The organism is Litoreibacter ponti (assembly GCF_003054285.1).
GTDB classification, from domain to species: domain Bacteria; phylum Pseudomonadota; class Alphaproteobacteria; order Rhodobacterales; family Rhodobacteraceae; genus Litoreibacter; species Litoreibacter ponti.
On sequence record NZ_QBKS01000001.1, the window covers coordinates 1543846 to 1565177 of the forward strand.

20 protein-coding genes are annotated in these 21332 nt (G+C 62.6%); 3 read left to right on the plus strand and 17 right to left on the minus strand.

Features of this window, described 5'->3' with window-relative positions; all coding sequences use genetic code 11:
* The first annotated feature begins 7 nt into the window (after positions 1-7).
* From C8N43_RS07775 to pdeM, 3 genes are read left to right on the plus strand one after another with little or no spacing between them, the layout of a single operon-like run.
* The gene (locus tag C8N43_RS07775) at positions 8-1321 is read left to right on the plus strand and encodes an ATPase (protein WP_107845049.1); all 1314 of its coding nucleotides are present in this window, start codon (positions 8-10) and stop codon (positions 1319-1321) included.
* A 33-nt stretch (positions 1322-1354) separates the two neighbouring features.
* Positions 1355-3757, plus strand: coding sequence for a ligase-associated DNA damage response DEXH box helicase (locus tag C8N43_RS07780; RefSeq protein WP_107845050.1), 2403 nt, complete (start codon positions 1355-1357; stop codon positions 3755-3757).
* Positions 3754-4416, plus strand: a complete 663-nt coding sequence (gene pdeM, locus C8N43_RS07785; protein WP_107845051.1) for a ligase-associated DNA damage response endonuclease PdeM — start codon at positions 3754-3756, stop codon at positions 4414-4416. Before C8N43_RS07780 ends, pdeM begins: the two co-directional genes overlap by 4 nt.
* Here the strand turns inward: pdeM and folD are convergent.
* The 17 genes from folD to C8N43_RS07870 form a co-directional block, all read right to left on the minus strand.
* Positions 4406-5296, minus strand: coding sequence for a bifunctional methylenetetrahydrofolate dehydrogenase/methenyltetrahydrofolate cyclohydrolase FolD (folD, locus tag C8N43_RS07790; RefSeq protein ID WP_107845052.1), 891 nt, complete (start codon positions 5294-5296; stop codon positions 4406-4408). The genes pdeM and folD overlap by 11 nt on opposite strands.
* A gap of 72 nt (positions 5297-5368) precedes the next feature.
* Positions 5369-7045: a formate--tetrahydrofolate ligase gene (locus C8N43_RS07795; RefSeq protein WP_107845053.1), complete on the minus strand. Its 1677-nt coding sequence runs from the start codon at positions 7043-7045 to the stop codon at positions 5369-5371.
* Positions 7046-7203: 158 nt separating this feature from the next.
* Entirely contained in the window at positions 7204-8322 is a 1119-nt protein-coding gene (locus C8N43_RS07800; protein WP_107845054.1) for a DNA alkylation repair protein, read from the minus strand.
* A complete protein-coding gene (locus tag C8N43_RS07805) occupies positions 8322-8900 on the minus strand; it encodes an MOSC domain-containing protein (protein WP_107845055.1) in 579 nt (192 codons plus the stop codon). The genes C8N43_RS07800 and C8N43_RS07805 overlap by 1 nt, the downstream gene beginning before the upstream one ends.
* Before the next feature lie 134 nt (positions 8901-9034).
* Positions 9035-10954 carry an ATP-dependent zinc metalloprotease FtsH gene (ftsH, locus tag C8N43_RS07810; protein ID WP_107845056.1) on the minus strand — a complete coding sequence of 640 codons (1920 nt, stop codon included), beginning with the start codon at positions 10952-10954 and terminating at the stop codon, positions 9035-9037.
* 90 nt (positions 10955-11044) lie between these two features.
* Positions 11045-12229, minus strand: coding sequence for a tRNA lysidine(34) synthetase TilS (tilS, locus tag C8N43_RS07815; RefSeq protein WP_146174187.1), 1185 nt, complete (start codon positions 12227-12229; stop codon positions 11045-11047).
* Between the two features lie 32 nt (positions 12230-12261).
* Positions 12262-13080, minus strand: coding sequence for a tol-pal system protein YbgF (ybgF, locus tag C8N43_RS07820; protein ID WP_107846292.1), 819 nt, complete (start codon positions 13078-13080; stop codon positions 12262-12264).
* A 15-nt stretch (positions 13081-13095) separates the two neighbouring features.
* Positions 13096-13614 (minus strand): peptidoglycan-associated lipoprotein Pal, encoded by a 519-nt coding sequence (gene pal, locus C8N43_RS07825; protein WP_107845058.1) that lies wholly within the window; start codon positions 13612-13614, stop codon positions 13096-13098.
* Between the two features lie 81 nt (positions 13615-13695).
* Complete coding sequence (gene tolB / locus C8N43_RS07830) at positions 13696-15024, minus strand: Tol-Pal system beta propeller repeat protein TolB (protein WP_107845059.1); 1329 nt, start codon at positions 15022-15024, stop codon at positions 13696-13698.
* Positions 15025-15056: 32 nt separating this feature from the next.
* Entirely contained in the window at positions 15057-16175 is a 1119-nt protein-coding gene (locus C8N43_RS07835) for an energy transducer TonB (protein WP_107845060.1), read from the minus strand.
* A 6-nt stretch (positions 16176-16181) separates the two neighbouring features.
* Positions 16182-16658, minus strand: a complete 477-nt coding sequence (tolR, locus tag C8N43_RS07840) for a protein TolR (protein WP_107845061.1) — start codon at positions 16656-16658, stop codon at positions 16182-16184.
* A gap of 3 nt (positions 16659-16661) precedes the next feature.
* Positions 16662-17357, minus strand: a complete 696-nt coding sequence (tolQ, locus tag C8N43_RS07845; protein ID WP_107845062.1) for a protein TolQ — start codon at positions 17355-17357, stop codon at positions 16662-16664.
* A gap of 111 nt (positions 17358-17468) precedes the next feature.
* Positions 17469-17861: a tol-pal system-associated acyl-CoA thioesterase gene (gene ybgC, locus C8N43_RS07850; RefSeq protein WP_107845063.1), complete on the minus strand. Its 393-nt coding sequence runs from the start codon at positions 17859-17861 to the stop codon at positions 17469-17471.
* Positions 17858-18508 carry a hypothetical protein gene (locus C8N43_RS07855; protein ID WP_107845064.1) on the minus strand — a complete coding sequence of 217 codons (651 nt, stop codon included), beginning with the start codon at positions 18506-18508 and terminating at the stop codon, positions 17858-17860. The genes ybgC and C8N43_RS07855 overlap by 4 nt, the downstream gene beginning before the upstream one ends.
* Positions 18505-19341, minus strand: a complete 837-nt coding sequence (locus C8N43_RS07860; protein ID WP_107845065.1) for a hypothetical protein — start codon at positions 19339-19341, stop codon at positions 18505-18507. Before C8N43_RS07860 ends, C8N43_RS07855 begins: the two co-directional genes overlap by 4 nt.
* Positions 19338-20360 carry a Holliday junction branch migration DNA helicase RuvB gene (gene ruvB / locus C8N43_RS07865; RefSeq protein WP_107845066.1) on the minus strand — a complete coding sequence of 341 codons (1023 nt, stop codon included), beginning with the start codon at positions 20358-20360 and terminating at the stop codon, positions 19338-19340. The genes C8N43_RS07860 and ruvB overlap by 4 nt, the downstream gene beginning before the upstream one ends.
* A gap of 44 nt (positions 20361-20404) precedes the next feature.
* A complete protein-coding gene (locus tag C8N43_RS07870) occupies positions 20405-21331 on the minus strand; it encodes a GIY-YIG nuclease family protein (protein WP_107845067.1) in 927 nt (308 codons plus the stop codon).
* Position 21332: the final 1 nt, after the last annotated feature.

A 21332-nucleotide genomic window follows, 5' to 3' on the forward strand; every position in this document is an offset into this window, starting at 1 on the left:
AGAGCAGATGAACATGCAAACCACCCCCGGTGTACAGGCGCCGGCCCCGCCGAAATCACTGGAAGATACCGGCCTGAGCATCGTGATGATGCGCGACATCCTGTTGAAGACCGTGTTTCGCAAGAACCTCGAACATGTCTCCAAGATGTCGGAGGCGATCTGCCTTTCGCTGCCACTGACCCAGCAACTGGTCGAAATCGCGCGCGAACAGAAATTGATCGAGGCGCAAGGTACGCTTCACGCCGGCTCAGGCTCGGAAATGGCGTTCCAATTGTCCGATACAGGCAAGGCACGTGCGCTCGACGCACTTGCACAATCCGAATATTACGGCGCGCTACCCGTGCCGCTTGATCACTACAAAGAGCAGGTACAACGACAATCCGTGCGAAACATTCAGATCACGCGCGAAAGGCTGCTGGGGTCCATGGGTCACCTGATCCTGCCCGACGACCTGCTGGACAATCTGGGGCCCGCTGTAAGTTCCGGCCGCTCGATCCTTCTCTACGGCCCGCCCGGTAACGGTAAATCCGCAATCTCCAACGGTATTCGCGACGCGCTCGGCGATATGATCTACGTGCCGCAATGCATTGAATACGCAGGTCAGGTCGTCACGCTTTACGATCCGATTGTGCATACACTGGTGGAAGAGGAGGAGGTGCAGGCCTCCTCCCTGCGCCGCACCGACAACCGCTACGACAAGCGCTACCTGATGTGCGAGCGGCCCACCGTGATGACGGGTGGTGAGCTGATGCTCAACATGCTCGACCTCAATTACAACGCAACTTCAAGGACCTATCAGGCATCGCTGCAGCTGAAATCCACTGGCGGCGTGTTCATCGTGGACGACCTTGGCCGTCAGGAAGAACCGCCCCAGGCGCTGATCAACCGCTGGATTGTTCCCATGGAAGCCGAGTACGACATCCTCGCGCTGCAATCGGGCGAGAAGTTCGAAGTGCCCTTCGACACGCTGGTGATCTTCTCGACCAACTTCCACCCCAACGAGATGTTCGACGGCGCCGCCCTGCGCCGTATCTTCTACAAGATCAAGATCGACGGCCCCACGCAGGAGGAATTCCTGAAGGTCTTTGCCATGGTCGCAAAGAAGAAGAAGGTGCCGCTGAACGAGGAAGCGCTCATCCATCTGCTGAAGGTGCGCTACCCGACGATCGACAACCTCTACGCAAACTATCACGCGAACTTTCTGATCGATCAGATGATTTCCGTCTGCGAATACGAGGGCATCCCGAACCAGATGACGCCCGAGCTGATCGACCGTGCATGGGCGAACATGTACGTGAAAGACGAGGAAATTAAGCACTAAAATCCGGCTCGCGCATGGCCTATATCAAGGCCCATGCGCGACCTTCCCGACCCCATCCAGAATTGGTTTACCTCCCGCGGGTGGGAGGTGCATCCGCACCAGCGCGACATGCTGGCGGCCTCCGATGAGCCGACGACCCTACTGATCGCGCCCACCGGCGGCGGCAAGACCATGGCGGGCTTTTTGCCGACCCTGGCCGAGCTGTACGAAGCGCCACGCGGCGGATTGCACACGCTCTACATCTCGCCCCTGAAGGCGCTCGCCGCCGACATCAAGCGCAACTTGCGCACACCGGTCGATGAGATCGGTCTCGATATCCGGATCGAGGACCGCACGGGCGACACCAGCTACACACAGAAACGCCGCCAACGCGCCGATCCACCGCATATCCTACTGACCACGCCGGAAAGCTTGGCGCTGCTTCTCAGCTACGAAGACGCCCCGCGCATTTTCGACGGACTTCAGCGCGTGGTCATTGACGAAATTCACGCATTGGCCGAAAGCAAACGCGGCGACCAACTGATGCTGGCCCTGTCCCGCCTGCAGAGCCTCGCCCCCGGCCTGCGGCGCGTTGGCCTGTCCGCGACGGTCGAGGACCCGCAGGCGATCGCCAATTTCATGGCACATCACCCTAACAGCCCGGTGATCCTGCAGGCCGATCCGGGCTCCGACCCCGACATCTCGATGCTGGAAACGCAGGAGGCTCCACCGTGGGCTGGCGGCGGCGGACGCTACGCGATCCCTGCGATCCTGGAAGAGGTCAAGCAACACAACACGACGCTGATCTTCCACAACACCCGGGCTCAGGCAGAGATCTTCTTTCATCATCTGTGGCTCGCCAACGACCAGCAGCTCCCGATCGGAATCCACCACGGCTCCCTCGCCCGCGCGCAGCGCGAGAAGGTCGAGCAGGCGATGGTCGCGGGCGAGCTGAAAGCCATCGTGTGCACCGGCAGTCTCGATCTTGGCATTGATTGGGGGGATGTCGATCTCGTCATTCAGGTCGGAGCGCCAAAGAATGTGAAGCGACTGGTGCAGCGGATCGGCCGCGCAAACCACCGCTACAATGCCCCCTCCAAGGCCTTGCTGGTCCCGGCCAACCGGTTCGAAATCGTCGAATGCAAGGCCGCTCTCGATGCAGTTAAAGAGCACGACCTTGACGGCGACCCGCGTGCCCGGGGCCCGCGCGATGTACTATGTCAGCACATCTTGATCCGCGCCGCCTCCGGTCCCTTTCAGGCCGCTGATCTTTACCAAGAAGTGATCTCCGCCGGACCTTATACAGGGTTAACGCGTGCCGAGTTCGACCGCTGTCTCGATTTCTGCGCCACCGGCGGCTACGCCCTGCGCGCCTATGATCGCTACCAGAGGATTGTTGAAAGAGGCGGAAAGTGGCAGCTGCGCGATCCACGTGCGGCCACTCAGATTCGCATGAATGTCGGCACGATTATCGACTATGAAACGCTGAAGGTCCGCCTCAAGAACCGCCGTGGCGGCACGCCTTTGGGCGAGGTCGAGGAAGGCTTCGCATCCACCCTTACCCCCGGCGACACGTTCCTGATCGGCGGCCAGGTGGTTCGGTACGAAGGGCTGAACGAGATGACCGTGGAGGTCACGCGCCGCGCCTCGGATCAGCCGAAAGTCGCCACGTTCAACGGAACGAAATTCGCCAATTCCACGCAGCTGTCAGAGCGCATCTTGCGGATTTTTCAGCAAGACAGTTGGCCTGATCTGCCAACGCACACCGCCGACTGGCTCGCCCTGCAACGAGAACGCTCGCGTCTGCCCGAACCCGGTCGACTTCTAATCGAAAGCTTCCCGCAAGACGGGCGCTGCTACACCTGCGTCTACGGATTTGCCGGGCGCAACGCGATGCAAACGCTCGGCCTATTGCTAACACAACGCATGGAAGAGCAATCCCTTGATCCGCTTGGGTTTTTGTCTACCGACTATGCCACAATGATCTGGGGACTGAGTGAGGTCGAAGATCCAGAGCCGCTCTTCGCTCTCGATGGGCTGCGCGCCGGGCTCGAAAGCTGGCTTGCAGGCAACGCCGTGATGAAGCGAACCTTTCGCGCCTCCGCCATCATCGGCGGGCTAATCGACCGGATGACAACGGGCAAGCGCAAGTCGGGCAAGCAAGCCACGTTTTCCTCCGACATTCTCTACGACACGCTGCGCAAGTATGACCCCGACCATCTGATGCTCGACATCACCCGCGAGGAGGCCATGAAGGGCCTGATCGATTTTGGCCGGATCGAGGACATGGTCGCCCGCACCCAAGGCAACATCGACCACCTGAGCCTGCCCCGGGTCACCCCGTTGGCCGCGCCGTTATTTCTGGAAATGGGCCGCGTTCCGGTCAAGGGCGCGGCCGAGCAACGCCTGATGAACGAAGCCGCAGAGGCGCTGATGGCGGAAGCGGGTCTCGCATGAAGCGCGCGTTCCGCTTCAACACATGCGAGCTCGAAGCCTTCGGATCCGGCGCATTGTACTGGCCAGACGAGCAATTACTCGTCGTATCAGACCTGCATCTTGGTAAATCCGAGCGCGTCGCGCGACGGTCCGGCCAGATGCTGCCCCCTTACGAGACCATCGACACGTTAACCAGACTGGAAGCCGCCCTGGATGCTTCGCAAGCGGCTCAGGTCATTTGCCTTGGCGACAGCTTTGATGACTTGGATGCCGGCGCCGCGCTCGCGCCGGAGCTCTTGGACTGGATCACCCGTCTCATCGCCGGACGATCCTGGACTTGGATTGAGGGCAATCATGATCCGGGCCCACTGGAGATCGGCGGCACTCACCGCGCGGAGATGCGAGTGGGTCCGCTCACCTTTCGGCACATCGCGCAAGCAACCGCCCATGCCGAGGTCTCAGGCCACTACCACCCGAAGGCAAGTTTGAACGCGAAGGGTCGCGTGGTGACGCGGCCGTGCTTTCTTTACGATGACGCGCGTTTGGTGCTGCCCGCGTTTGGAACCTTTACCGGCGGACTGCGCAGCACGAGTGAAACGCTCACCGGTCTGATGGCCCCGTCGGCCCGCGCGATCCTCACCGGCGAGAGCCCCGTCGAAATCCCGATGCCTAAGCGGTAAGCCCTTCGGGCTCTTTCAACCCATTGGCGCGGCAGCATGCGGTCAACGTATTCGCCAAAAGACAGGCAATCGTCATCGGACCAACCCCACCGGGCACCGGCGTGATCGCGCCGGCCACCTCTGCGCAGGAGGCATAGTCCACATCACCCACCAGCTTCGTCTTCTCGCCATTCGGCACCCGGTTGATGCCGACGTCGATGACCGTCGCGCCCGGCTTGATCCAGTCGCCCGGCACCATCTCCGGACGGCCCACGGCGGCGACAACAATATCCGCGCGTCGCACGACGTCCGGCAAATCCTTGGTGCGCGAATGCGCGATCGTCACGGTGCAGCTGTCGCCCAAAAGCAGCTGCGCCATCGGCTTGCCCACGATATTCGAGCGCCCAATCACAACCGCATCCATGCCCGACAGTGAACCATGATGGTCGCGCAGCATCATCAGGCAGCCAAGCGGCGTGCACGGCACCATCGACTTTTGCCCGGTTCCCAGCAGCCCGACATTGGAGATATGAAATCCATCCACATCCTTGGCCGGGTCAATTGAGTTGATCACCAGATCTTCATTGAGATGCCCCGGCAGCGGCAATTGCACGAGAATGCCGTGGATCGTCGGATCCGCATTCAGATCAGCAATAACCGCCAGCAAGTCGGCCTCGGACGTGTCCGCCTCCAGCCGATGCTCGACCGACTTCATACCGACCTCGACCGTCATTTTACCCTTGGAGCGGACATAAACTTGGCTCGCCGGGTCCTCGCCCACAAGCACCACGGCCAAACCGGGCGTCAGGTCATTTTCTTCTTTCAGCCGCGCCACATGCTCCGCCACGTGGCCGCGCACTTTCGCGGCAAAGGCTTTTCCATCAATCACTTGTGCGCTCATCGGGCACCTTTCCTTCGTGGGATGGCGGGTGGGGCGTCGGCGCAGCCGCGCGTCACCCCAGCCATTCCAAACTTAAAACAGACCTTCGATTTGACCGGCATCATTGAGCATGATCGCCTCAGCCGACGGCACCCGTGGCAGGCCCGGCATGGTCATGATCTCGCCGCAGACCACGACGACGAAGCCGGCGCCCGCCGACAAGCGCACTTCACGGATCGGCAGCGAATGACCCACCGGCGCGCCACGCAGGTTCGGGTCGGTCGAGAAGGAATACTGAGTCTTCGCCATACACACGGGCAGATGCGCATAGCCCGCCTCTTCCCATTGGCGCAGCTGATCGCGGATTTTCTTGTCCGCCAATACCTCGTCGGCGCGATAGATACGCTTGGCGACGGTCTCGATCTTTTCCATCAGGCTCAGCTCGTCCCCATAAAGCGGCGCGAAGTTGGACACGCCGCTGTCGGCGATCTCTGCCACACGCGTCGCCAGTTCTTGCACACCGGCAGAGCCATCGGCCCAGTGCTTGCACAAGATTGCCTCGGATTCCTGGCTTTCGACATAGGCTTTCACCGCGGCGACTTCCGCCTCCGTGTCACCTGCAAAGTGGTTAATGCCCACGACCACCGGGACGCCAAAGCTTTTGACGTTCTCGATATGACGGCCAAGGTTGGCGCAGCCTGCCTTTACAGCGTCAACATTTTCGGCCCCAAGGTCCGCCTTTGCGACGCCGCCGTTCATCTTCATCGCTCGCACGGTCGCCACGAGCACCACGCAATCAGGCGCGAGCCCCGCCTTGCGGCACTTGATGTTCATGAATTTCTCAGCGCCCAGATCGGCGCCAAAGCCCGCCTCGGTCACAACGTAATCGGCCAGCTTCAACGCTGTCGTCGTCGCCACAACCGAGTTGCAGCCATGCGCAATATTGGCGAACGGGCCGCCATGCACGAAGGCCGGGTTATTCTCCAGCGTCTGCACGAGGTTCGGCTGCATCGCCTGCTGCAACAGCACGGTCATTGCGCCATCCGCCTTGATATCGCGGCAATAAATCGGCGAGCGATCCCGGCGATACGCCACTATGATGTCGCCCAAACGCTGCTGCAGATCGTCCAGGTCGGTGGCTAGGCACAGGATTGCCATCACCTCGGACGCCACCGTGATGTCGAACCCGGTCTGGCGCGGGAAACCATTGGCCACACCGCCCAGCGAGGTCACGGTGTCGCGCAGCGCACGGTCATTCATGTCCATGACGCGCTTCCAGGTCACACGGCGCTCGTCAATCTCCAGCTCATTGCCCCAATAAATGTGGTTGTCGATCATCGCCGACAGCAGGTTGTGGGCGCTGGTGATCGCGTGGAAATCGCCCGTGAAGTGCAGGTTCATCTCTTCCATCGGAACGACCTGCGCGTAGCCGCCGCCGGCGGCCCCGCCTTTCATCCCGAAACATGGACCAAGCGAGGCCTCGCGGATACAGATCGCGGCCTTCTTGCCGATCGAGTTCAGGCCATCACCAAGCCCCACGGTCGTCGTCGTTTTGCCTTCACCCGCAGGCGTCGGGTTGATCGCCGTCACAAGGATCAGCTTGCCGTTGGGCTTGTCTTTTTGCGCCGCGATGAACTCGGCCGAGACCTTCGCCTTGTCGTGGCCAAAGGGCAGCAGGTCCGCCTCGGGAATGCCCAACTTCGCGCCGATCTCTTGTATGGGGCGTTTTTTTGCCTCGCGGGCAATCTCGATATCGGTCTTAAAGCTCATGGTCGCAGTCTCCCTGACGCCCGCGCAGCGGCGGCCTATGGTGGTATACCTTCGCCTATAGAGAGCTTTGCCGCCTGCGCTGCCCGCATTTGCGACATTTCCAGCCGCGGAATCGGCGCGTTGGCACCCGGCGTTTCACATGGGAAACAGCCGCTCATCTAAAGCGACAACTCGAAGCCCGTCTCCGCCACCGTGACCCCGTTGACCTGAACCGACAGTTTTTGCGCGCCGGGATAATCCGCGCGGGTGGTCACTTTGCGGTACGGGTGTCTTTTGGTGATCTGCGTCTGCTCCCCAGCCTTCACCGTCAGCTCGGTCCATTTGAAAACCTTGGGGCTGAGTTGGCCGTTTTTCCTCAGAAAATGCAGAACGTAGTCGATGAGCAGAGATTGTTCCGTCTCCGCCGTGAACGAGAATTCGATTTCCATCGCCTCGCCCAGCTTGACCTGATCGGGCGCTTGCAATGCGACGTCACTCAGCTGTGGCGTGGTGTAGCCGAAAGCCGCCAAAGCCCCCGGGTGCCCCTGCTTGATCAGGGTTCGGCAGGCGTGTTTGACCAGACGTGACCGCGGCCTTGTTGCGCCTTGTATCCAGTCCTGCGCCAGCTCTGCGACCAAGTCGGGCTGGTTTTTGGCGATATCGTTGAGGTTATTTGCGACAGAGCGGCGGACGTATTCCTCGGGGTCATCGCGCAATTTGGTCAGCAACGGGATCAAGGGTGCTGGGTTTTCCACAAATTGATGCAGCTTGATGCCCCATGGCAAGAGCGGGCGCGAGCCTTCGGACGCTAGGCGGCGCAGGTGCACGTTATCCGCAGTGGCCCAGGCGTGCGCGTGCTCCAGCGTCAGGTCCGGGTGGTCGCGGAAGAACGGCCGCACGGCGAACTCCGCAGTGAATCGCTTCGTCATTTCGGCCAAGGCGGCGAGGCTTTCGCGTGGCGTGCCGATCCCGTTTCGCACAATCACGCGCGCCATCGGCTCAACCGCCCAACCGGCAATGCCGGTCTCATCCATCGCAAGTTGGTCTATCGGGCGCTCCGTCTCCGGGTGAAGCGCTGCGATCATCGCCGTCCGCTTCAGTGCCGGATCATCCGGAAAGGCCGCGTCTATCGCTAGGCTTATTTGTTCGGACCGGGCCATCATCTCAAGCGCATCCAACCCGTAGAGCCCCGTGCCTTCGAAAACGTCGCGCTCAAACTCTGGCGAGACCCGCGCCAGATGATCCGCCATCTGACGCACCATCTCGGGGTTGTAGAGTGTCTTGAACGGCTCGGGCATCAGGGCTGCCAGGCACGTTGATCAGGAATGTGTAATGTCACTGTGTCGCCGAGCTTGATTTCCCCTTCCCGTTCGACCCAGGCCGTTACGCCGCGGCGGCCCCTGGCTGCGGCCTTGAAAGCCTTGCCATGACCCGGCGCATCCGCGTCAATGACAGGCGCGGGCAAGTGGCAAGGGCGGTTTTCCATATCCACGGTCAGGGTGGCACCGCCGGGAAGCTGCAGCCGGGACGAAGGCGGAATGTGGGTAAAGTCCGGGATACCGGAGATCACGATATTCGCGCCGCACCATTCGGGGTTGAACGTCTCGATCCCGATGTCGTGCGCGATCTGTGCCATCTCTTCCGCCGAGACGATGCAGACCTGCCGCGTGTTCCGGATCGTTGTGCCCTTCGGGTACTGCGATGTAACGCGGCTGCAGGAAGCTCGGGTCAGGCCGCCATGATCCTCGCCGTCAACGCCGGAAAACTGCGCCTGCAGTGCCTCAACGGGCGCCGAGCGCAACGCTTCCTCGCGGCTGCGCACAAGGCCCAGCCAGGTGATCGTTCCGGTGATGTCGGTTTTCTTCAATGCGGGCAAAGCGGCGCTCCTTCAGGTCGTCGGGTGCCACCATGCCCCGGTCCGGGTGCCGGGTCCAATCATTGCTCTTGATGTTTCAACTCACAAAAAAACCCCGCCTCAATGGGCGGGGTTTTCGTTGGTCTTGGAAGGGCCTATGCCGACGGTTCCGGTTCCATGCCGCCGTCTGATTTCGGCGTCTTGGACTTCCGGGTCTTCGGGATCGACGCGACGGATGTCGTTCCGCTTTCCGGCGTGTCATCTTCATCGTCGTCGCCACGGTTGAGCGGCTGCCCGGCGATCACCTTGGTGATTTCAGCCCCGGTCAGAGTTTCGTATTCCAGCAGGCCTTGGGCAAGACGCTCCCACTCCTCATTCTTCTCGGTCAGGATGCGCTTGGCGGTCTCATACCCTTCATCAATCAGCTCTTTTACCTTCTGATCGATGATTTTCTGAGTCTCCTGGCTGTGGTTCGTGCCGCCGCCATAGGCGCCAAGATAGGATTGCTGCTCGTTGGCGTAATCCACATGCCCCAGCTCATCAGAGAAGCCGAACTGCGTCACCATAGCACGGGCGATCTTGGAGACCTGCTGGATATCCGAGGTTGCGCCTGAGGTCACATTCTCCGGTCCGAACTTCAGCTCTTCTGCCACCTTGCCGCCCATCGCCATGGCAATCTTCGAGGTATATTTGGTTTTCGAGACCGACAATTGATCGCGTTCGGGCAGGCTCATCACCAGACCCAAGGCGCGGCCGCGCGGAATGATCGTCGCCTTGTGGATCGGATCATGCTGCGGGACGTTCAGACCGACGATCGCGTGGCCTGCCTCATGATAGGCGGTCAGTTTCTTCTCGTCCTCGGTCATGACCATGGAGCGGCGCTCGGCCCCCATCATCACCTTGTCCTTGGCATTCTCGAAATCTTCCATCGTCACGAAGCGTCTGCCAACGCGGGCGGCCATCAAGGCGCTCTCGTTAACCAGGTTCGCCAGATCGGCACCAGAGAAGCCGGGCGAGCCACGGGCAATAATCCGCAGATCCACATCGGGGCCAAGCGGCACCTTGCGCGCATGCACGCGCAGGATCTTCTCACGACCTTTGATATCGGGATTTGGCACCTGCACCTGACGGTCAAAGCGACCGGGGCGCAGCAGTGCTGGGTCCAGAACATCGGGACGGTTGGTCGCCGCCACGATGATGATGCCTTCGTTGGCCTCAAACCCGTCCATTTCGACCAGCAGCTGGTTCAGGGTCTGCTCGCGCTCGTCATTGCCGCCGCCATAGCCCGCGCCACGGGACCGGCCCACGGCGTCAATCTCGTCGATGAAAACGATACAAGGCGCGTTTTTCTTGGCCTGCTCGAACATGTCACGGACGCGCGAGGCGCCGACACCGACGAACATTTCGACAAAGTCAGAGCCGGAGATGGTGAAGAACGGCACCCCCGCCTCACCCGCAACCGCACGGGCCAGAAGCGTCTTACCCGTACCGGGAGGGCCCACCAGCAGCGCACCCTTCGGGATTTTACCGCCAAGACGGCTGAACTTCTGCGGGTTCCGCAGAAACTCAACGATCTCTTCAAGATCGTCCTTCGCCTCGTCGATGCCCGCCACGTCGTCAAAGGTCACGCGGCCGTGCTTTTCGGTCAGCAGCTTCGCTTTGGATTTACCGAAGCCCATCGCGCCGCCTTTGCCACCGCCCTGCATCCGGTTCATGAAGAAAATCCAGATACCGATGATGATGATGAACGGCAGCAGCGTGCCGACATAAGCCAGCAGGCCGCTTTGTTCCTGAGGCCGTGCCTCGATCGCGACATCGTTCTCGAGCAGCACGGGCGTCACATCCACACCTTCCGGGCGCACGGTCGAAAAGGTCTCGGTGCCCGAACGGATGATGATCTTCTCGCCGTCCAGCGTCACCTGACTGACATCGCCGGACTCAACCCTTTCGATGAAATCGGAATAGGGGATCGTGCGCGAATTCGCGGTCGTCTGTCCCCCGTTGAAAAGGTTGAAGAGCGCCAGGATTAGCAAAAACAGCACAACCCAGAATGCGATTTGTCTCGCGTTGCCCAAAAGATTTCTCCTAATTCAGCTTGGCATTGGCAGGGCGTCACCGCGCTTACTGCCATCCTTACGATTAAAATAGGGATAAGTCGCGCAGGTTCAATGCAATAAAATGGAACCAATCAGTTGCGGCGCATCTTTGCAGAGCCTTATTTTCCAGCCCTCGGGCCATCCGGCAAGCGGCGCGCTTCTGAGTGTCGCACCCCGCCAGATGGACGGCGAGGCAAGAACCGATGCGCGCGGCAAGCCAAGCGCGCGCCAGTCATCATCGACTTGGGTCAGCCCATCCTCGCCCAAAGCGCGCAGCGTCAAGCCGTCCGCATGCGGGCCATCAGCGACCCAGCGGTCGTCCCAGACCGCGTCGCTGGGAACCGCCATGGCGTCAACAGCGGCAAACTCACGCGAGACGCGCAAGTGCGTGCCATCGTTTGAAAACAAGCACCCCTGCAATGCGGATTTCGAGCGCAAATCGCCCGCGAGCCGCGCCAGTTTGTCGCCCCGAGGCGGGTAGTCTTGACCAGAGACCACGCGGATCGCGGCCTTGAGCACCCGGCGGCGCGTCTCCATCGTTTGCCGCTCGAGCCATGGCAGATCGAACAGAATGTCACCGTGATAAAGCTCAAACCGACCCTCAAGCGCACGCGCCAGGTCTAAGCTGATATCGGAGCGGGTCGCCGCCAGGTTGCCGATCGTTTTCTGGATCGCGGCCGGATCGATGCCTGCGGAAGAAAGCGCGTCCATAGCCTGCCGGATGCGGACGCGGTGATAGGCAGGATCGTCATTGCTGGGGTCGTCGGCCCAAGCGATCCCCTTGGCGCGTAGCAGATCGCGCAGATCGGCGCGGCTGACGGATAAAAGCGGGCGATGAAATGTCACCGCCCCTCGCTTGAACCGCGCCCGCATCCCCGACAGACCATCCAGCCCCGCCCCGCGCGACAGGCCCATCAGAAATGTCTCGGCGTTGTCATCGGCGGTGTGGCCAAGCGCGATATGGGCCAGCGCGCGCTCGGATGCCCAAGCGGCCAGCAATCGGTAGCGCGCGCGGCGGCCTTGATCCTGCAGGTTGCCGGTGCCGTCCCAATGCCAATCGAGCTGGGTGTGGATTAGACCGTGATCTGCGCAGAATGCGACGACCGCAGCGACCTCTGCCCCCGCCTCGTCGCGCAGGTGGTGGTGCACGGTCGCGACCTGTGGCGTGAGCCCCGCCTCCAGCAGCAACGCAAGCAACGCCATGCTGTCGCCGCCACCAGAAACGGCGACGCCCAACGGGGCATCGCCGATCATTTCAAGGAAGTCTGAAGAAAGCCGCGCCGCGGTCACGAGCAGCCGAGATTTCTCATGGATGAGTTCGCCGGCAGCACCTGATCGGAGCCCGGGTAGCGCACGCCGACCTCTTGCAGCATCAGGCAGGCTTCCTCCGCCTGGCCCAGCTCATACAGGGCGAGGCCGAGACGCAGCAGCGCCTCCGGAGCGCGGGGCGCGTCGGGGGAGCCGGAGAAGCTTTCGAGATAGCTGCGCGCGGCGTTGTTCCAGTCGCCAAGCTTAGCCAACGCCTCGCCGCGGAAGAAATAGGCGTCGGCGGCTAGCGGCCCGCCCGGGTAGGATTCATTAAAGGTCGCAAACTGCTCTGCGGCGCTGCGAAAGTCACCTGAGGCGAGCGCCTCCTGCGCCCGCTCATAATCGGCCTTCTCGGAGATTGCCAATTCAACGCCGCCGGTATCCGCAGGCTGGCTTGGCGCCACGACTGCGGGGGTCGCCCCGCCGGTTTCGCCGCCCAGCGGCTGCGTCGTGCCAAGGCTGCCGATATCGCATCCTGCCTCCAGCTCGCAGAGGCGGAATTCCAGATCGCCCACCCGGTTGGTGCCATCCGTGACGACGCGATTGATGCGGTTCTCAAGGCTCTCGGTGCGCGACGTCAGCCGGGACAGCTCCGCCTCGATCGTGTCCATGCGCTGCAGCATGTCGCCGGTCACCGTCAGCCCGCCGGTATTGCCCGACGACATCTCGGCTCGCAGCCGGGTGATCTCGCCGTTGAGCTGACCCAGCTCGGCGCGAATGTCCGCAAGCGTGCTGTCTTGCGCCGCAGCGGGCGCGGCCAGCATCAGGGCAACAGTGAAACCGATTACCTTACGCATCATCACTCAGGGTCCCTAGCTGCCGACACCGGCGGAAATCACCGTCACGGCGCGGCGGTTCTTAGCGTAGCAGCTTTCCGTCGAGCAGACCTCAAGCGGGCGCTCCTTGCCGAAGGTTACCGTGCGCAGGCGGTTGTCGGCGATGCCGTTGGCCACAAGGAAGTCGCGCGCAGCGGCGGCGCGGCGAGCGCCAAGTGCGAGGTTGTACTCGCGCGTGCCCTGCTCGTCCGCGTGGCCTTCGATGATCGCGGTGTAGGTGGTGTTCGTCTGCAGCCAGCTTGCCTGCTGCTGCAGCGTTGCGCGCGCCTCGGGGCTGAGCGTGGATTGATCCACCGCGAACAGCACCTTGTCGCCGATGGTCTGGCTGAAATAGGCGGGGCTCGACGGGTTCAACGCGGAGGTGGAGATCCCGTCGCCCGCACCCGGCACACCGCCGGGGCCTGCGCCGCCTTCATCGCCACGGAAGCCGCCATTGGCGCAGGCGCCCAGCGCAAGGGTGGCGGTCAGAAGAACGGCCTTGGTGAGAGTTTTCATATCGCAGATCCTTTGATGGACTTTATTGGCTCGATTGGGCGGAACCCTAGCACGGGTCCGCCCGGTTGTGAATTTCACTGTTTATTTCAAAAGCGGCGACCAACTGGGGTCGGAGGCGTTGGCCTGCACCGCCTTCAGGTTCCGGCCCGAGATGTCGACGGAGTAGAGTGTGGACGACCCGCCTGAGCCTGCGGTTTCCCGCGTGAACATGATCACCCGGCCATTGGGCGACCAGGTCGGGCCCTCATCAAGAAAGGACGCGGTCAGCAGCCGCTCGCCCGATCCATCGGTGCGCATGACGCCGATGTGAAACCGTCCGCGATTTTGCTTGGTGAACGCGATCAAATCGCCGCGCGGGGACCAGACGGGCGTGCCGTAACGGCCCTGCCCGAAGGATATCCGCGTGGCCTCGCCCCCGCTCGCGGGCATCACATAAAGCTGCTGCGTGCCGGAACGGTCGCTCTCAAACACGATCTGGGTGCCGTCGGGCGAATAGCTGGGCGCGGTTTCAATCGCGGGACTTGTCGTCAGCTGCGTGCGCTCGCCGGAGCTGAGGTTCAGCTTATAGATGTCGGTGTTGGAACCTGTCGTCAGCGAAAACACCACCTCTTGCCCGTTGGGCGCAAAGCGCGGCGCGAAGCTCATCGTGCCGGGCTGGTCTTGCAGCACCCGGCGTCCCACGGAGGCCACATCAAGCACGTAGATTTTCGGAAAGCCGCTCTCGTAGCTGGTGTAGATCACCCGGTCGCCATTTGGCGAGAAGCGCGGCGCCAGCACGATGGCCTGCGCGTCGGTCAGAAATTGCTGGTTCGCGCCGTCGTAATCCATGACGCCCAGCCGTTTCAGGCGGGCATTCTTCGGGCCGCTCTCGGACACGAACACGACGCGGCTGTCGAAATACGGACCTTCGCCGGTGATCCGGGAATAGACCGCGTCGGCCACCTTATGGGCCATGCGCCGCCAGCCATTGGTGCTGCCCACGAATTGAAGGCCTTCGCCCATCTGGTTCTCGGCGAACACGTCAAACAGGCGAAATTTCACGACGATCTGGTCGTCGCCGGTGGTGGACACCGCCCCGGTGATCAGCGCCTGCGCATTGATCGCCTTCCAATCGGCAAACTGCACCGGGCTGTCGAAGCTGGTGATCTGGCTGATATAGGCGTCTTCCGAGATCGCCCGAAACAGGCCGGAGCCCTGCAAATCCGCCGCCACCACAGAGGCCAGATCGCGGGCATATTGATCCGCGCCCGCGCTTTCGGCCACGAAGGTCGGGACTGCAAAGGGCAAGGGTTCGATGTTTGGATTGTCGAGCTCGATGCACAGGACGCCGTCTTGGCAAGACTGCGCCGCGACGGGTGCGGCCACAAGGGCCATCACCACGGCGATAAGGCTGAGAAGTCGTCTCATCATGCTCAATTTCCTTTGCTCTGCGGCACGGGGCATCAGCGGATCTCCTGCCGGCTGGCGTTGAAGCTCACCTGAACTTGCCGCCATTGGTCATATTTATCTAGGGGAAGGTCGAAGCCATTCGACCCGCAGCGGATGATTGCCCGCCGCGCGGCCTCGTAGGCGCGGTCCACGGCGCTCCCGCTGCCGCCCTCGGACGAGACCATGCGGATCGAGCCGACATCGGGCTTGGCCGTCGGGTCGAGCTGGAAGCTGACCACAACGGAGACGGCAAGCGCATCGGTGCCAAGCGCGCCGACATTCCAGCAGCGCTGGATGCCAAGGATGAACGCGCCTTTCTCGGCCCGGGTGATCGGCGCGCCAGTGCCGCCGCCGGGGTTGGCGTTGTCGGCGACCGCTTCTTCCTGCGTCTCGGACGCGGCCTCGCGCACGGTATCGTTGATCAGGTCCTGAAGGCTGGGCGCAGAGGGTTGGTCGTCCTGCGCGGGTGTCTCGGTCTCGGCCACTTGCGGGGCGGGCGGGGTCGGCTTGCGGCCGGGCCGGATGGATTGCGACGGCGCGGCGGACGGCTCGTCAGCCTCGGTCACGATCTCGGTCGTGGCCTCTTCGCGCGCGGTTTCTTCCTGCGCGTCTTCCTGCACCGCCGGGGTCTCCGCTGGATCTTCGGACACGGCGGCCTGATCGGTCTCGTCGATGGTCACCTCCGGATCCGGGGCATCGACCGCTTCTTCCGCGACGCGCTCGGCGGCCTCGGGCGTGGGTTCCGCATCGGGCTCCACCACCGACGCGCCGGGATCGCCTTCCGGCTCCGGCGCGGGGGGCGGGGCGGTTTCCTCGATCACCGGAGGCTCGTCCGGTGTGACCTCTTCCAAAGGCGTCGGGGCTGCCGGAGCCGCGGGCGCTTCTTCCTCGGCTACCGCGGGCGCGGGTTGGTCCGGCTCGGGGGCGGAGGGTGCTTCTGGTAGTTCAGGGCTGCCCGGGGATTGCGGCTGCATCGCGGCGAATTCCTCGCCAGAGATGATCGAGACATTGGAGACGGACACGTCCATTTCCGTCTCGCGCGCAAAGAACAGCCCGCCCACCATCAGGTAGAGCAGGAAGGCGGCGTGGCCCGCGCCGGACACGTAGGTGCCGGTATTTGGCCTCAGGCCCATCGGCGGCTATCCGTCGGACCCGTCGAGCGCCGGGCCGCCGGTATCTGTGACCAGCCCAATGTTCGAAAAGCCACCCCGGTTGAGGGCGCCCATGACCTGCACGACCCGCTCGTAGGGGATCGAGCCATCGGCACGCAGGAAGACCTTGTCATCGGCCCGCTCGGCGGCGACGGCCCGCAGGCGGCCGATCAGATCGGCATCGGCGATCTCGGTGTTCTGGATCGACAGTTGCCCATCGGCCTGCACTGTAATGGTCAGTGGCTCTTCGGCTTCCGTCGGCAGGGCTTCGGCGGCGGTCTTCGGCAGCTCCACCGGCACGCCCACGGTCAGCAGCGGGGCTGCGACCATGAAGATGATCAAGAGCACCAGCATCACGTCCACGAAGGGCGTGACGTTGATCTCGGACATGGGCTTGGCGCGGCCCTTGCGCCGCTTGCCGCGGCGACCGCCCGATGCTGCCCCCTGCTGAACGTTGGCCCCCATGGCTCAGGCGTCCAGCTGGCGCGACAGGATGGTGGTGAACTCGTCCGCGAAGGCCTCGTAGCCCGACATGATGCGGTCGGCATCTGCGGAAAGCTTGTTGTAGAAGATCACCGCCGGGATGGCCGCGACGAGGCCCAAGGCCGTGGCGACAAGCGCTTCGGCGATGCCGGGGGCCACGACCGCCAGATTGGTGTTCTGCGCAATCGCGATCTCCTCAAACGCGTGCTTGATGCCCCAGACCGTGCCAAACAGCCCGATGAAGGGCGCGGTGGCGCCGGTGGTCGCCAGGAAGCCCAGGCCGTTGTTCAGCCGTTCTTCCTGCTTGGAGATCGCCACATCCATCGAGCGGTCGATCCGCGCCGTGGCCCCTGCGATCAACTGCCCGTCTTCCTTGTGCGAGCGGCGCCATTCGCTCATGCCCGCCGCGAAGATTTTGTGTGCGGCGCCATCCGGATCAGGGCCGACCTTGTCGAACAGCTCGTCCAGCGGCTCGCCCGACCAGAAGGCGCGATCGAACGCCTCCGCTTCGCGCCGCGCGGCCCGGAAGTTGATGAACTTCTGCACGATGATCGCCCAGCCCCAGAAGGAGGCCGCGATCAGCATCAGCATGACTATCTTTACAGTTGGTGTCGCCCGCCAGAAAAGCGCGGTGACCGAAAAGTCGACCTCGCTGGCCAGGCCAATTGCCTCAGCTTCCATAAAACCCGCTCGCCTTTGTTTTTACCGCTTTGTGCGGCTTGATTAGGCCTAGTTTAGCCGCAACGGGAGCGCATTGCTACAATTCTGCACGGCGGGGTAGAAAAATTCCTGTTACCCGGTCATCAAGCGGCGAATATCCGCCGGAATGCGCGCGGGCCTGCCGTCCTCACCCAAACAAACAAGGGTCACCGTGCTGTGAAACAGCAGAGTGTCCTCCCGTCTGACATCTTGTGTGAGCATGATGCGCGCAGCGGTGATGTCATCGAGCGTCGTCGTGATCTCCAGTAGATCGTCAAATCTGGCGGGGGCCACGTAATCCGCCTCGACCCGGCGCACGGCGAACACGATCCCCTGCTCCCCCTTCAGCGCCCCCTGATCCACCCCGATCTCACGCACCCATTCGCTGCGGGCGCGTTCGATGAATTTCAGGTAATTGGCATAGTAGACAATGCCCGCAAGGTCGGTGTCCTCGTAGTAGACGCGGCAGGAAAACCGGTGGCTCACGAGGCCAGCCCGATCCGCGCACTCAGCCGCAACGCGTGGGAAGCATCATCGGCCGTTACCGGCAGCACTGGATCATAGGCCGCACGGATCACCGCCGCAACGTCGGGCTTGAGGATCGCCACATTGTCGCCAGTCAGCGCCAGGGGCGAGGTGCCAAGAAAGGCCTCGTCCGACCACAGCAGGATCGATTGCACGACCTGACCGAGGCAGATCGTATCCGCTGGGATCTCGGACATGATCTCGTCCATGCGAACGAAGACAAAGCACGCCTTGATGCCGCCCGCCTCGTCAAAGCGAAACAGCCGGTACTGGTTGGCATCGGCGGCTTTCAGGCGCTCGACCAGCGGGCCCAGCTCCGGGATCATGCGATCAAGGTTCGGGGTATCCACCAGCTCCTGCCATTCGCGCAGGAAGAACACCATGAAGTTGGAGCCCAGCTCCGGGTCCGTCTCCGCCACCTCGTGACCTGCCAGCTGGCACACGGCCTCGATTGCGCCTTTGAGCGTCGACACGGTGCTGTCCTCCACCCCGAAGGCCACAGGCGCAATGGGTCGCCCCCAGCGGGCGAACAGATAAGAGCCGTCCGAGCGTGTGAAAAGCCGGGTTACGGCGTCAGGGGAGGTGTCAAAGGGCGCAGCTTCGCTCATGGCAGGCTCCAGCGCAGAAGGTTTTCAATGACCGGATCGCTCAATGGCACATCCGGCGGAAAGACGCCCGGGCCACCGCGATCATAGAAAATCGCAAAGGGCACGCCGTCACTGATCCGGATTGCCCAGGCCGCCGCCGCCGCATTGCATTGATGGGCCTGACAGGCGCGCCCGACAACCCAGCCGCCTTCCTGACGGATCTCGCCGGGCCCCGACATGCGGCGGCTCATCTCGTCGATACCATCCGGTCCCATGATGCGGCGCAGGCGGGCTTGCTCGCCGGGGTCCTGCAACAGGTTTTGTGGGTGCCGGCCAAGCCAGCGCAGCACATCCGCCCCGCCCGCAAGCGTATCGGCGGCGACGCCCGCGGCGATCGGCGTGTCGGTCAAGGTCACGCCGTCAAAGCGAAACACCCGTTGTGCCACCTTGGGATCGCTGTCCGAGAATACCACCTCGACCGCGTCGGGGTGAAAAAGGATGTCCTTGGCCAATCCCTTGCAGACGCCAAATGTGTCGGTGCGCGTCACCGCGCCATTGGACAGTCGCAGGACCATCTTCGGGGCTGTGCAGGCATTCCCGCCGAAATGCACCGTCAGCAGAACCCAGTCATGCGCGCCGCCTTCCAGCGCGTAGACCCCGTCGATATTGATCGACCAGTCCTCAATGCCAAGGTCCGTGCCGTTGAGGTTGATCCGCATAGCGCCCAGCGCTCCGGTCACCTGCAACAGCCCAAAGCGAGTCTGCGCGGTTTTGAAGTTGCCGTCCGGGTAATCGGCCCCTGCGACACCCACCGTGGCGATCAACACCATCAATGCCAGCCGCACGATCCTCATTTGCCAAAAAGGTCCATGTCGCGGTTCGGCGCATCAAGGCCCAGATGCGTCCAGGCCTTCTGCGCCAGCATCCGCCCGCGCGGGGTGCGTTGGATCAGGCCCTGTTGCAGCAGGTAGGGCTCGATAACCTCTTCCAGCGCGTCGCGGCTTTCCGACAGCGCCGCCGACATGGTCTCGATACCCACCGGGCCGCCCTGGTAGTTCTCGGCCACCAGGCGCAAATAGCGCCGGTCCGCCCCATCGAGCCCCAGATGATCCACCCCCAGCCGTGTCAGCGCGCCATCTGCTAAGGCGCGGGTGATCTTGCCGCCGCCTTCCACTACGGCGAAATCCACCACACGGCGCAACAGCCGGCCTGCAATACGTGGCGTGCCCCGTGCGCGGCGCGCGATTTCCAGTGCGCCGTCATCCTCGCAAGGCACCCCGAGCAATCGCGCACCGCGACGCACAATCTCGTGCAGCTCGGACTCGGTATAGAATTGCAGCCGGGTCGGGATGCCGAACCGGTCGCGCAGGGGCGTCGTCAAAAGCCCAAGCCGGGTCGTCGCCCCCACCAGCGTGAACGGCTGAAGCTCAATGCGCACCGTGCGCGCGGCGGGGCCCTCGCCGATCACGAGGTCCAGCTCGAAATCCTCAAGCGCCGGGTAGAGCACCTCTTCCACCACCGGGTTCAGCCGGTGGATCTCGTCGATAAACAGCACATCGCGCGCTTCCAGATTGGTCAGGATCGCCGCCAGATCACCGGCCTTTGCCAGCACCGGGCCGGAGGTCATGCGGAAGTTCACCCCAAGCTCGCGCGCCATGATCTGTGCCAGCGTGGTCTTGCCCAGCCCCGGGGGCCCATGGAACAGCGTGTGATCCATCGCCTCACCCCGCGCCTTCGCGCTTTCGATGAAGACCCTCAGGTTCGCACGCGCTTCCGCCTGCCCGATGAATTCATCTAGCCCCTGCGGCCGCAAGGCCCGGTCACCATCCTCGGCCAGCCGCTCCGGGCGCAATGTGGGATCAGGTTCGCTCATACATCCTCTATGCCGCAGGGTGGGTGGTTCTTCCAGAGGAAGGTTCACGCTCTCGGCACACCTCCCATCTGGTCCGCAAGGTTCAAGCCATATCGGATCGTGTCCAGCCTTGCTATCCAGCTGTGCTCGCGGCGGATCACGTCATTTGCCTCCATATCTGGCGACAAGCGCTCAAGGATCGAGAACCGGAACCCTCTCGTCTCACGACCAGCCAATCCCGCGGTAATTCCGCGATCCCCTGCGACATGCTCTTGCCAGCGCCCCAGTAAGTTCTCGGCCCCATAGGCCGAGCCCACGTAGCGCGCGCCGTCTCTTTCGTCGACGATCAGATAAACCCCGCGCCATTCCCGCAATCGTGCGGCCCAGCCAAGGGGGATGTTGCGGACGAACTCCGCCGACAGGTGCATCTGGCGCCAGTCCGGCGGCGCGGCCTCGAAGGCTCCGGTCTCGCTCAATGCTAGAATGGGCGCATCCAGGTTCTCCGCAAGGCGAACATAGTTCTGTGTGAGCCGCGCCAGCACCAGAAGACTGCCTTCGTAATCTGACAAATGATCGTCCAATTGAAGATCAAACCACCTGTGTTGGCGCTCGGGCGATGCGTCTGACATCTCGGCAAACACGCCAAAACTCTCGTAAAGCCAATGAACCTCCCGATGAGCCATGATCGCGGCGTGGCTGCGCATCTCATGGCCCATATTGCGATAGAGGCCCATGAACAGCTTCTTGCTGCGCCCCTCAATCCGCTCGGGGGCCGCTTTCACGAAAGAGGCGACGTAGGACCTGCCACCGCATAGGGTTCGTTCGGCCCCTCGGCTATGAGCGGCCTGATAGGCCTCGATCGCTGCGCGCCGGGTCCGAACAAGCGAAGGCATCAGGGCCAGCATGTCTGGATGCCTCGGTGAATGCAGCATCACATTCACATCCTCAGGCGCGATGCCCACCGATCCCAGCACATCATTGAAAGACAGCACG

Coding starts and splice junctions, on each gene's coding strand:
- folD (WP_107845052.1), bottom strand. CDS start 5,296: ATGAGCGCACAAGTGATTGATGGAAAAGCCTTTGCCGCGAAAGTGCGC.
- C8N43_RS07860 (WP_107845065.1), bottom strand. CDS start 19,341: ATGAGGATCGTGCGGCTGGCATTGATGGTGTTGATCGCCACGGTGGGT.
- pdeM (WP_107845051.1), top strand. CDS start 3,754: ATGAAGCGCGCGTTCCGCTTCAACACATGCGAGCTCGAAGCCTTCGGA.
- ruvB (WP_107845066.1), bottom strand. CDS start 20,360: ATGAGCGAACCTGATCCCACATTGCGCCCGGAGCGGCTGGCCGAGGAT.
- C8N43_RS07775 (WP_107845049.1), top strand. CDS start 8: ATGAACATGCAAACCACCCCCGGTGTACAGGCGCCGGCCCCGCCGAAA.
- C8N43_RS07855 (WP_107845064.1), bottom strand. CDS start 18,508: ATGAGCGAAGCTGCGCCCTTTGACACCTCCCCTGACGCCGTAACCCGG.
- C8N43_RS07800 (WP_107845054.1), bottom strand. CDS start 8,322: ATGCCCGAGCCGTTCAAGACACTCTACAACCCCGAGATGGTGCGTCAG.
- tolB (WP_107845059.1), bottom strand. CDS start 15,024: ATGATGAGACGACTTCTCAGCCTTATCGCCGTGGTGATGGCCCTTGTG.
- C8N43_RS07795 (WP_107845053.1), bottom strand. CDS start 7,045: ATGAGCTTTAAGACCGATATCGAGATTGCCCGCGAGGCAAAAAAACGC.
- ybgF (WP_107846292.1), bottom strand. CDS start 13,080: ATGCGTAAGGTAATCGGTTTCACTGTTGCCCTGATGCTGGCCGCGCCC.
- C8N43_RS07780 (WP_107845050.1), top strand. CDS start 1,355: ATGCGCGACCTTCCCGACCCCATCCAGAATTGGTTTACCTCCCGCGGG.
- C8N43_RS07835 (WP_107845060.1), bottom strand. CDS start 16,175: ATGGGCCTGAGGCCAAATACCGGCACCTACGTGTCCGGCGCGGGCCAC.
- tilS (WP_146174187.1), bottom strand. CDS start 12,229: ATGATCGGCGATGCCCCGTTGGGCGTCGCCGTTTCTGGTGGCGGCGAC.
- tolQ (WP_107845062.1), bottom strand. CDS start 17,357: ATGGAAGCTGAGGCAATTGGCCTGGCCAGCGAGGTCGACTTTTCGGTC.
- tolR (WP_107845061.1), bottom strand. CDS start 16,658: ATGGGGGCCAACGTTCAGCAGGGGGCAGCATCGGGCGGTCGCCGCGGC.
- pal (WP_107845058.1), bottom strand. CDS start 13,614: ATGAAAACTCTCACCAAGGCCGTTCTTCTGACCGCCACCCTTGCGCTG.